The organism is Deltaproteobacteria bacterium, from assembly GCA_005879795.1.
Classification (GTDB): Bacteria; Desulfobacterota; Binatia; order DP-6; family DP-6; genus DP-6.
Map to the genome: position 1 here is coordinate 1 of VBKJ01000077.1, position 11,298 is coordinate 11,298.

The window sequence follows — 11,298 nt, forward strand, 5'->3', positions numbered from 1 at the left end:
CAAGCGTATCACCCTCTGGCGCGCGGACGTGGACAACCACCCGGGCGCGCTCGCGCGCACCCTCGAGCCGCTCGCCCAGGCGGGCGCGGACCTGCGCCTGGTCATGGGCTATCGCTTGCCGCAGACTCCGGAGCGCGCGGCCATCGAGCTCTACCCCGTGAGCGGCAAGCGGGCGACGGCCGCGGCCGCCCAGGCCAGGCTGGCGGAGAGCAGGGACATCCCGTGCCTGCTGGTCGAGGGCGACAACCGCCCGGGCCTGGGCGCCGCGATGGCGCGCGCCCTCGCGGACGCCGGCATCAACATCGCCTTCCTCGTGGCGCAGGTGCTCGGGCGCAAGTTCACGGCCACGTTCGGCTTCGCCGACGAGGCGACGGCCGCCACCGCGATGCGCCTGATCAAGGCGTCCGCGGCGCCGCCGAAGCCGGCGAAGCCCGCGCGGCGCAAGCGTCGCTGAGGCGCCGCGTCCCCGCGTTACGCGAGGCGATAGAAGCGGGTCGTGCGCCCGCCGTCGTGGAGCGGCACGATGCCGACGGTGCGCAGCCGGTGTGCGGACCAGCTAGGGACGCGCGGCCGCGATGCGGTCCAGGTGCCGGCGCGCCTCGTCACCGGCGAGGGTCGGCACCGACACGATGACGCGTTCCGCGCCCGCCTCGGCGTAGCGCGCGAGCACCTCGCGCGACGGCATCATGTCGACGGCGGGGCTCTCCAGGCCAGGGGGCGCGCCGATCATGACCGAGATCGAGATGGGGCGCGGATCACGCCCTCGGGCGCGGGCCAGCTGCTCGATCGTGCGGCGCGCACCCGGCACCTCGTCGGCGGGCAGCGCGATCGGCATCCAGCCGTCGCCCCAGCTCGCCACCCGCTTCATGGCGTTGGGGCCCATGCCTCCCAGGATGACGGGCGGGTACGGCCGCTGCACCGGCTTCGGCCGGCAGACGGCGGGCGGGAAGCGCACCCACCTGCCCTCGAACGAGGGAGCGTCCTCGGTCCAGAGCTTCCGCATCGCGGCCACCGCCTCGCGCATGAAGGCAAAGCGATACGGGAAGTGCGGCGTGAAGAGGTCCATCTCTTCGCGCAGCCAGCCCGCCCCCACGCCGAAGAGGAAGCGGCCGCCCGAGAGCCAGTCGAGCGTCGCGACCTGGTGCGCGGTCAGGAGCGGATCGCGCTCGGGGACGAGGCAGATGCCGGTCCCGACGCGGAGCCGGCGGGTGACCGCCGCCGCCGCAGCGAGCGTGACGAAGCAGTCCGGCAGCTCGGTGTACGGGCGCGGCAGCTTGCCGTCGTCGGAGAGCGGGTAGCGCGTCTCGTAGCGGGCGGGGACGAGCGGGTGCTCGGGCGCCCAGAGGGACTCGAAGCCGCGCTCCTCGCAGGCACGGGCGAGGTCCGTGACCGGGAGCGCGCTCCCGGTCACGAACATCAGGACGCCGATCTCCACCCGAGCGCCACCTATTTGGCATCGGCCGGCCAGGCGGCCTTGGCCTTCTTGAAGTGCTCGAGGGCCTCCTCCTGAAGCCCATCCGCGAGCGCCTTGTTGCCCGCCTCGTACTCCTTGCCGGCCTCGCCGAGATCCTTCCCCTCGGCCTGCGCCTTCTTGTACTTGGGGAAAAGCTCCTTCTTGATCTCGGTGGCAGTCGCCTGGGCCCAGGCGGGAGGGGCGATCGCGAGGACGAGCGAGGCGGCGACGGCGCGGACGAGGTGTCGCATGGATTCCCTCCCTGGTGTGCTGTGCGGCTCTTAGCCGGCGAGGTTCGAGCGCGCAAGCGGGTCGAAGTCACGGCTGCACCCGGCCGCAGCGGGTTTCCGGCAGCGGCATGCGGGTTCAGGGATCGGTCAGGTGGCGGTACTTGCCGCGAAAGAAGATCAGCGGGTTCCCCGCGCGCGCCTCGGCGTGCTTCACCTCGCCGATGTGGATGACGTGGTCGCCGCCCTCGAGCGTGTCGATGATCCGGCACTCGACGTGCCCGAGGGTGCCGGCGAGGATCGGCGTCCCGAGCCGGCCGAGCCGGAACTCCAGGCCGACGAACTTGTCCCCGCCCGTGGTCGCGAAGCGCCGCGACACCGCCTCCTGATCCTCGGCGAGGATGTTGAGCGCGAAGATCTTCGAGTCGAAGAAGTGCGGGTAGGTCTCGGCCTTGCGGTCGACGCAGATCAGGAGGAGCGGGGGCGTGAGCGAGAGCGAGGTGACCGCGTTGGCGGTGAGCCCGTAGGGCGTCCCGCTCTGGTCGCGCGTGGTGATGACGGTGACGCCGGTCGCGAAGCACCCCATCACCGTGCGCAGCTCGCTCGGGTCGATCGGCATCCCGACCGACTAATGCCCCCGGGTGGACCTGTCAACGGCGCGCGCCCCGCTTGCCGCCCGACGATCCCGGGGTGTAACGACGTCGCCGTGGACCTCGTCATCGACGCGGACGGCCACGTCCTCGAACCGCCCGACGTGTGGGAGCGCTACCTCGAGCCCGCGTACCGCGCGCGGGCGATCCGCGTGCGGCGCGGCCGCGACGGGCGCGACGTCCTCGAGATCGATGGCCGCCCGGCGCGGCTCACCACGCCCGAGATGCTGGGCGGCCTGGGCGGCATGGGGAAGAGCCTCGAGGACCTGGCGGCCGCGTGCCTCGCGGGGCGGTACGCGGAGAGCGCGCCGGCGGCGGCGACCGACCCCGCGGCGCGTCTCCGGCTCCTCGATCACGATGGCATCGCGCGCGCGCTCCTCTACCCGAGCCTCGGGCTCCAGTGGGAGGCCGAGGCGCCCGACCCAGGCTATGCGCTCGCCCACGCGCGCGCCTACAACCGCTGGATCGAGGAGTTCTGCGCGGGGAGCGGCGGGCGCCTCGTCCCCATCGCCCACCTCTCGCTCGGCGACCCCGAGGACGCGGCGCGCGAGCTCGAGCGCGCCGTGCGCGCCGGCGCGCGGGGCGGCTTCCTCCTCCCCTTCACGCTGAGCGGCGTGCCGCACGGCCATCCGGCGCACGATGCGCTGTGGGCCGCGGCCGAGGAGCTCGACGTGCCGATCGCCATCCACACCGGCGTGGACCCGAAGGCGCGCGACCTCCACCATCGCTTCGACGGCCTCACCTGGCCGGAGGGCGTGGTGCAGGGCATCTGGTACCTGCAGCTCATGTTCGCGCAGGCCGTGCAGCAGGCCTTCTCGACCTTCTTCCTCCATGCGACCTTCGACCGCTTCCCGCGGCTCAAGGTGGTCGTGCTCGAGTCGGGCGCGGGCTGGCTCGCCTACTGGCTCGACCGCATGGACGCGTTCGCCAGGGGACCGCTGCGGGTCACGCTGCCGCTCAGCGAGCTGCCGAGCACCTACGTGCGCCGGCAGTGCTGGATCTCCGCCGACCCCGACGAGCGCGCGCTCCCGGCCGTCATCGAGTACGTCGGCGAGGCCCGCTTTCTCTGGGCCACCGACTACCCGCACAGCGACCACGATGCGGACTACATGGCGGAGCTGCGCGAGCTGGGGGAGCGGCTGCCGCCCGACCGCCGGCGGCGGCTCTTCGGCGAGAACGCGGCGCACCTGTACGGTCTCTAGCTAGCGGCGCCGCGGGGGCGGACCGAGGAGCCAGCCCTCGCCCTCGGGATCACGGTACCATCCGGCGGCCGCGCACGTGCCCCCGTCGACAGGAAGCGTGACGCCGGTCACGTAGCCGGCCAGGTCGGAGGCGAGGAAGACGGCCACGCCGGCGATGTCCTCGGGCACGCCGGCGCGGCCGAGCGGCACGAGGAAGCGATGCCGCTCGCGCTCGGCCTCGCCCGCGAGCTTCGCGAGCCCTTCCGTGAGACAGAGGTCGGGCGCGATCGCGTTCACGCGGATCGCGTGCGGCGCCAGCTCGAGCGCCATCGACTGCGTGAAGCCGATGACCGCCGCCTTGCACGCGGCGTAGACCGCGTAGAAGGGCGCCGCCCTCCCGCCCTCGATCGAGACGATGTTGACGATGCTCCCGCCGCGGCCCCGAGCGATCATGCGCGGCGCGACCGCGCGCGTGCCGTGCAGGACCGTCTTCAGGTTGGCGCGCACGAGGGCGTCCCAGCCCTTCTCGCTGGTCTCGAGGAAGGCGGCGCGAAACGTGCCGCCCACGTTGTTGACCAGCACGTCGACGCCGCCGAAGCGCTCCACGGCGGCGGCCACGGCCCCCTCGACCGCCTCGCCGTCGCGCACGTCGGTGGGGAGCGCGAGCGCCGCTCCGCCTGCCCGTTCGATCTCTGCGGCGGTGGCGTGCGCCGAGGCCGCGTCGAGCTCGAGGACGGCGAGCCGGGCGCCGAAGGCCGCCAGCCCGAGGGCGATCCCCTTGCCGATGCCCGCCCCGGCGCCGGTGACGAGCGCGACGCGCCCCGTGAGGGACGCCTTCCCGGGGTCCATCGCGCTACTTCGGCGCGTAGCGGACGAGGACGCGCTCGCCGTTCTTGAAGCCGGCGCGGAACTTGTCCGCGAAGCGCGACCAGCCCTCGGGGTACTTGCGGGCGTACTCGTCCATCAGGCGCTGCTCGGCGGCCGCGTCACGGACCACCTCGCCCCGGGCCTCGAACGCCGGCCCGTCGGCCTTGCCGACCGCGATGCGCGCCCTGGGTCGCCCCCGCTTGATGCGCCGCACGCGCCAGGTGGTGGGCGGCGTGCCCACGTACACGGCCTTGCCGTCGTAGTAGAACCAGATCTCCGCGGCCTTCCCGAGCGCGCCCGATTTCCGCTCGCTCTGGATGTAGACGTACTTGGCCTCGTGCAGCGCGCGGTCGAGCTCGGGCGAGAGCCCGGCGCGTGCGCTCGTGACCAGCGCGACAGTCAGGACGAGGATGGCGATGCGGCGCACGGGAACCTCCTCGGCGGACAGGCCGCGGACCTTACTGCCGGCCGCGCGGCCGATGCAAGCGGGCGGCGCGCTCGCTGGCACCGGGCGGGGGGCAGGCTATAATTCGCCGCCCCCATGGACGCCTTCGCGCGGTGGCTCGCCCGTCACCCGCTCGCCGTCGTGGTCGTGAACCTGGCCGTGACCGCGGCGCTGGGCGCCTTCGCGCTCCACCTCCGCATCGAGAACTCGCTCGAGAGCATGCTGCCAGCGCACGACCCGAAGGTCGAGTACTACGCGCAGACCCGCGCCATCTTCGGGAGCGACGCGGTCGGCGTGGTGGGGATGCGCGCCCAGAACATCTTCGCGCCCGCCACGATCGAGAAGATCGCACGCGTGACCGACCTGATCGCGAAGGTCGAGGGCGTCGAACGCGTGCTCAGCATCGCCAACGCCGTCGACCCGGCGGCCGACGTGCTGCATCCGCCGCGCCTCCTGCCGCGCATCCCGCCCGAGCCGGCCGAGGTCGAGGCGCTCAAGAAGAAGCTCGCGGCGACGCCGCTCTACGGCAAGAACCTGGTCTCCGACGACTTCACGGGCGCGGCGATCAACGTCTTCTTCAAGAACCTGACCGACGCGCAGTACCTCGACCTCGGCATCGACCGGAAGATCGGGGCGATCCTCGCCGCCGAGCGCGGTCCGGAGGAGTTCTTCTACACGGGCGCGGCGCACGTGAAGCAGGCCGCGGTCGAGCTCATGCGCCGCGACCTGGTGCGTTTCACGCCCGTCGCTCTCGTGCTCGTGCTGATCGTCCTCTGGTTCTCGTTCCGGACGGTTCGGGGGGTGATCCTGCCGGTGCTCACCGTGGGGGGGGCACTGGTGTGGACGCTCGGCATCATCGTGCTCGCCGGAAAGGCGATCACGCTCGGCACGTTCGTGCTGCCCCCGCTGCTGCTCGTGGTCGGCAGCTCGTACGCGATCCACGTGATGGCGCGCTACTACGAGCAGGTGGCGGCCGGCGCGCCGCCGGACCAGATCGTCGTGCGCGCCTTCACGCGCGTCTGGCTGCCGCTCACGATCTCGGCGGTCACCACCGTGATCGGCTTCGGCTCGCTCATGGTGAACCGCATCACCGCCATCTGGGATCTCGGGCTCTTCGCGGTGGTGGGGGTCGTCTGCTTGACCCTCACCTGCCTGACCTTCCTGCCCGCCGCGCTCCAGCTCCTGCCCTCTCGCCTGCGCTTCGCGCGCTCGGGCAAGATCTCGCCGACCCTCTCCGAGAACCTCCGCCGCGTGGGCGAGCGCGCCTTCGCGAAGCGGCGCCACATCCTGTGGGGGGCGGCGGCGCTCGCGGTGGCGGCGCTCGCCGGCGCGTGGCGCATCCGGGTGGACTCCGACTTCCTCTACTACTTCGAGCCGACATCGGAGGTGCGGCGCGCGAACGAGACCATCAACCAGCGGATCGTCGGCAGCAACCCCTTCTACATCGTGATCGACGGGCGGCAACCCGGCGCGCTCCGGCGCTGGGAGGAGCTGAAGCTCATCAAGGACCTGCAGGGCTTCCTCGCCAGGCAGCCGGGCATCACCTCGTCGATCTCGATCGTCGACTACCTCGAGGTGCTCGAGGCCGGCGTCAACAAGCAGGCGGAGGGCGGCGACCTGGTGATCGACGAACAGGGCAACCTCGTGCCCGCCGAGGCGTCGAAGCCCTTCTGGCAGGAACCGAAGAACCTGGGGCCCCTGCTCGACACCATGATGAAGAGCCCCGAGACCTTCAAGAGCGTGGTCACGAAGGACTTCAGCCAGGCCAGCATCCTCGTGCGCACCAACCTCTCGGGGTCGCGTAGCATCGAGCACACGCTCGACACCATCCGGCAGTACGCGGCCGAGCACTTCCCCGCCGAGCTTCCCGTTACGCTGACCGGCACGCTCGTGCTGCTCACGGGCACGACCTCGGACATCGTCGCCGGGCAGATCAAGAGCCTGACGCTCGCCCTCGCCATCATCTTCCTGGTGATGACGGCGATGTTCCTGTCGGCCAAGATCGGCTTCTTCGCCATCCTGCCGAACGTGCTCCCCATCATGCTCTTCTTCGGCGTGATGGGCTGGCTCGGCATCCTGCTCAACCTCGGCACGAGCCTGATCGCCGCCATCGCGCTCGGCATCGCGGTCGACTCGACCATCCACTACATGGCGCGCCTGAACCTCGAGCTGCGCGGCGAGACGGACCAGACGGCGGCGCTGGTGCGCACGCTGCGCACCGTGGGTGTGCCCATCGTCTACACCACCATCGCCCTCTTCTTCGGGTTTCTCACCTTCGCGCTCTCGAGCTTCGTGCCCATCCAGAACTTCGGCATCCTGGCCGGGGTCGCCATGGCGACGTCGCTGGGCGCGAACCTGGTCCTCCTGCCCGCGCTGCTCGCCACGACCAAGATCATCACGCTCTGGGACCTCCTGGGCGTGAAGCTGGGCGACGATCCCGCGCAGACCATCCCGCTCTTCGCGGGGCTCCGCCCCTCGCAGGCGCGCATCGTCGTGCTCATGGGCGAGCTCCGGCATTTCCAGCCGGGCGAGGCGATCGTGCGCCGCGGGGAGCGCGGCGACGAGATGTACGTCATCATCGAGGGCACGACCGAGGTCCTCGCCGGGGACGGCAGCGGGCGCCAGCGCATCAATCAGCTGCGACGCGGCGACGTGTTCGGCGAGATGGGGCTCGTGCGCCGCGCCGAGCGGACCGCGGACGTGGTGGCGGCGGGCGCCGTCGACGTGCTGGCGCTCGACGAGCGCTTCCTGCGGCGCATCCAGAACCGCTACCCGCGCATCGCCTCGAAGGTGTTCCTGAACCTGACGCGCATCCTGAGCGACCACCTGCAGCGCACGACCGAGCGGTACGTTGCCGCACGCTCGGCGTGAGCGGGCGGTCGTCACCCTCGCGCTGCTCGCGGCGTGCGGGCGCGGGCTGCACGAGCCGGCCCCCGAGGAGCGCGCGGCGCTCGCCGCCGCGGCGGCCGTGGCGCCCGAGCCGAGCGCCGGCTGCCGCCCCGGCACCTTCCCGCGGCTGCGCGGCGAGCGGCGTACCCTCGGCGTCGGCGGCGAGGAGCGCGGCTACCTGATCGATGCGCCGGCGGCGCCCGGCGACCGCCCGCTCCCGGTCGTCCTCTCCTTCCACGGCTTCCGCTCGAGCGCCTGGCGGCATCGCTGGTGGACCGGCCTCGGGCGGCTCGCGCTGCGCGAGGGCTTCGTCGCCATCCATCCCGAGGGCCACGAGGGTGTGCGCCTCCTCGATACGACGGGGCGCGGCTGGGACATCCGGCCGGGCGAGACGCGCGACGCGGACTTCGTGCGCACGCTCCTCGACGGCCTCGAGCGGGAGCGCTGCATCGATCGCCGCCGCGTGTTCGCGACCGGCATGTCGAACGGCGCCTTCTTCGCGAGCCTGCTCGGCTGCGTCGCCGCCGACCGCGTTGCGGCGGTGGCACCGGTCGCAGGGGGACTCGACCTGCGCACCTGCGCGCCCGTCCGGCCCGTGCCCGTCCTCTTCGTCTATGGCCGCTCCGACCGCGTCGTGCGCGCCGAGCTGGTGCACGGCGCGCGCGACTGGTGGGCGCGGGCCGACGGCTGCGGCGCACCCGTCGAGCGCGACGGCTGCACGCGCTACACCCGGTGCATCGCGGACGTCGTCTACTGCGAGGGCCCGCAGGGGCACCGCTGGCCGCGCTCCGCGACGGCGCGCGTGTGGCGCTTCTTCCAGGCCCAGCCGCGGCGCTGAGGTGTGGATCGAGGCTTGACCGCGACGGCGCCGCGGCGCAAGACCGCCGCATGGTGAAGCTGGTGTTCCTCTGCCGCCGGCGGCCCGACCTGACGCACGAGCGCTACGTCGAGCTGCTCCTCGGCGGTCACGTGCCGCTCGCGCTCCGGCACCATCCGGCCCTCCGGCGCTACGTGGTCAACATCGTCGAGGACACGCGCGGGCCGGCCCCGCCGCTCGACTCGATCGGCGAGCTCTGGTTCGACACGCTCGCCGACTACCGCGAGCGCCTCTACGACTCGCCCGACGGCGCCCGCATCATCGCCCGCGACGTGGCGGGCTTCCTCGGCAGCAGCGTCGCGTACGTCACGACCGAGCACGTCCAGCGCGCGCCCGCCGCGCCGCCCGAGCTCGGCCGGCGCGCGCCCGGCGGGAAGCTCTTCGCGTGCCTCGAGCGCGTCCCGGGGACGACGCGCGCCGCGTTCCGCGCGCACTGGCTCGAGCGCCACGTCCCGCTGGCGCTCCGCCACCACGCCACCACGCGTTACGTGACGAGCGTCGTCGACGAGCGGCTCGGCGGCGACGGTCCCGACTACGACGGCTTCGCCGAGCTCGCCTTCGCGTCCGCCGAGGACCTGCGCGGCCGCGTCTACCTCTCGCCCGAGGGCCAGGCGGAGATCGAGGCCGACATCCCGCGCTTCATCGGCCGCGTCCACGCCTACCTGGTGGCGGAGTACGTCGAGCGCTGGTGAGCTGGGCGAGCGTCCGTGTAGACCCGTTCAGACCCGGTCCGCGGCTTCGGCGGCGCCCGCGCCGAGCCGCGCCGCGCGCGCAAGGTAGTGCCCGAGACGCATCTCGCGCGCGATCGTGACCGCGCGCGCGAACTGCCGGGCGCCGGTTTGCGCATCGCCGCGCGCGGCGGCCGCCCGCGCCGCCCCGAGCGCGGCCGCGGCCAGGGTCGAGCGCGCGCCGATCGCCTCCGCGAGCGCGAGGGCGCGGGCGAACGGGCGCTCGGCCTCCGCGGAGCGGCCGAGGCCCAGCATCACCTCGCCGACCGCGGTCTCGAGGTAGGCTTCGCGCAGGCGGCCGCTCGAGTTCGGGTACGCACGCAGCGCCTCGACGAAGCGCTCGGCCCGCTCGGCGTCGCCCTGCGCGAGGAACGCGTCGGCGACGAAGCGGAAGTTCGCCTGCACCGTGCGCCCGCTCGCGAGACCCTGCTCGATGAGCTCGAGGTAGCGCTCGGTGTCGGCCGGCAGACCGAGTGCGGCGCGCGCCGCGAGCGCGACCGCCGCTGGGGCCGTGAAGCCCGAGACGTTGCCGATCGCCTCGTTCCCCTCCAGGCTCTCGTCCGCCCAGCGCAGCGCCTCGGCGTACTCGCCGCGCAGGAAGAGTATCTGGGCCAGCGTGCCGGCGGAGCCCGCCTGCACGGTGCGGTTCGGCGCGCTGAGCGCCATGGCATGGGTCTCGACCAGGCTCGCGAAGGCCTCGTCGAGGTCGTCGCACAGGTAGAGGACGTTGTCGCGGATCCAGCGCGCGCTCACGTAGAGGTCGGAGAGCCGGGCGCGGTGCTCGGTCGGCTCGAGCTCGTCCATCACCCAGCGCATCGCGCGGCGCGCCAGCTCGAAGCGCCCGTCGATCGCGTAGTTGATGGCGAGGCCGCGCGAGATGCGCATCACGGTGAGCTTCGCACCGGCGCGCTCGGCCACCGCCACGCCCTGCTCGGCCAGCGCGAGCCCGCGCTCGAAGTCCTCCCCGAGCATGGTGATGACGCCGAGGAAGTACAGGATGTGCGGCAGCATGTCGGCGTCGCCGAGGGCCTCGGCCAGCTCACGGGCACGGCGGGCGGCGCGCTCCGCCTCCTCGAGGGGCGGCCAGCCGAAGACGACGCTCAGGCGGGAGAGCCCGCTGGTCGCCGCGAGCGCCGCCCGGCGCGAGGCCGGGTCGTCCGGGTCGACCTCGGCCAGCTCCCAGAGCCGGCGGTAGAAGGCGACCGCCGTGCGGTAGGAGGGCAGGTTCTCCGCGTCCGAGGCTGCGCGGAGGAGCGCCTCCATCGCCTTCGCGCGGTCGTCGCTGCGCGCGTAGTGGTGCGCGAGGAGCGCCGAGCGCTCGGGGCCCGCCTCGCCCGGCTCCGACTCGAGGAGGAGCGCCACGCGCTCGTGGAGCTGGCGGCGCTGCTTCAGGAGCAGGCCCTCGTAGGCGACCTCCTGCGTCAGGCTCTCGCCGAAGCGGTACTCGTCGCTCGCCAGCAGGGTCTTGCGGTGGAAGATGCCGCGGCTCTCGAGCTCGGCCAGCTCGCGCTCGAGGTCGATGCCCTCGCCGTCGAGGACACGCGCCAGCTGGCCGCGGTGGAACTGCCGGCCGAGCACGGCGGCGACCTGCACCACGCGCTTGGCCGGCGGCCCGAGCCGATCGAGCCGCGCCGCGATCACCTCCTGCACCGTGCCCGGGATGCGGATCTCCTCGAGCGGGCGGGTGAGCTTCCGAGGGCCGCCGTTCGCGACCAGGTAGCCCTCCTCGATGAGCGAGCGTGTGATCTCCTCGGCGCAGAAGGGGCTGCCCTCGGCCTTGGCGACGAGGAGGCGCTCGAGCTCGCCGGGCAACGGTCCCCCCGCCACCGCGTGCAGCATGGCGCGCACGTCCGCGTCGGGCAGGCGGCGCAGCACGAGCTGGGTGAGCGGCGCGCGCGTCCGCCACGCGGCGCGGTCGTCGGGGCGGTGCGTGACGAGGACCATGACCCGCGCGCCGGCGAGCCGGGCGACGAGCGTCTCG

9 protein-coding genes are annotated in these 11,298 nt (G+C 73.1%); 4 read left to right on the top strand and 5 right to left on the bottom strand.

The window, feature by feature from the left end; all coding sequences use genetic code 11:
* Positions 1 to 556: 556 nt before the first annotated feature.
* The 3 genes from E6J59_04125 to E6J59_04135 form a co-directional block, all read right to left on the bottom strand.
* Entirely contained in the window at positions 557 to 1,417 is an 861-nt protein-coding gene (locus tag E6J59_04125) for an LLM class F420-dependent oxidoreductase (protein ID TMB22300.1), read from the bottom strand.
* Between the two features lie 29 nt (positions 1,418 to 1,446).
* Positions 1,447 to 1,704: a hypothetical protein gene (locus tag E6J59_04130; GenBank protein TMB22292.1), complete on the bottom strand. Its 258-nt coding sequence runs from the start codon at positions 1,702 to 1,704 to the stop codon at positions 1,447 to 1,449.
* 115 nt (positions 1,705 to 1,819) lie between these two features.
* Positions 1,820 to 2,299 (bottom strand): flavin reductase family protein, encoded by a 480-nt coding sequence (locus E6J59_04135; GenBank protein ID TMB22293.1) that lies wholly within the window; start codon positions 2,297 to 2,299, stop codon positions 1,820 to 1,822.
* A 12-nt stretch (positions 2,300 to 2,311) separates the two neighbouring features.
* On the opposite strand from E6J59_04135, the gene E6J59_04140 reads away from it, so the two are divergent.
* Positions 2,312 to 3,532, top strand: a complete 1,221-nt coding sequence (locus E6J59_04140; protein TMB22294.1) for a hypothetical protein — start codon at positions 2,312 to 2,314, stop codon at positions 3,530 to 3,532.
* On the opposite strand, the gene E6J59_04145 is transcribed toward E6J59_04140, so the two are convergent.
* Entirely contained in the window at positions 3,533 to 4,360 is an 828-nt protein-coding gene (locus E6J59_04145) for an SDR family oxidoreductase (protein ID TMB22295.1), read from the bottom strand.
* A gap of 4 nt (positions 4,361 to 4,364) precedes the next feature.
* Entirely contained in the window at positions 4,365 to 4,805 is a 441-nt protein-coding gene (locus E6J59_04150) for a hypothetical protein (GenBank protein TMB22296.1), read from the bottom strand.
* A 114-nt stretch (positions 4,806 to 4,919) separates the two neighbouring features.
* Between E6J59_04150 and E6J59_04155 the strand changes: the two genes are divergently transcribed.
* From E6J59_04155 to E6J59_04165, 3 genes are read left to right on the top strand one after another with little or no spacing between them, the layout of a single operon-like run.
* Positions 4,920 to 7,694, top strand: coding sequence for a cyclic nucleotide-binding domain-containing protein (locus E6J59_04155; protein ID TMB22297.1), 2,775 nt, complete (start codon positions 4,920 to 4,922; stop codon positions 7,692 to 7,694).
* On the top strand, positions 7,675 to 8,550 hold the full coding sequence (locus E6J59_04160; GenBank protein ID TMB22298.1) for a hypothetical protein: 876 nt from the start codon (positions 7,675 to 7,677) through the stop codon (positions 8,548 to 8,550). Before E6J59_04155 ends, E6J59_04160 begins: the two co-directional genes overlap by 20 nt.
* Positions 8,551 to 8,600: 50 nt before the next feature.
* Complete coding sequence (locus E6J59_04165) at positions 8,601 to 9,281, top strand: EthD family reductase (GenBank protein TMB22299.1); 681 nt, start codon at positions 8,601 to 8,603, stop codon at positions 9,279 to 9,281.
* Positions 9,282 to 11,298: the final 2,017 nt, after the last annotated feature.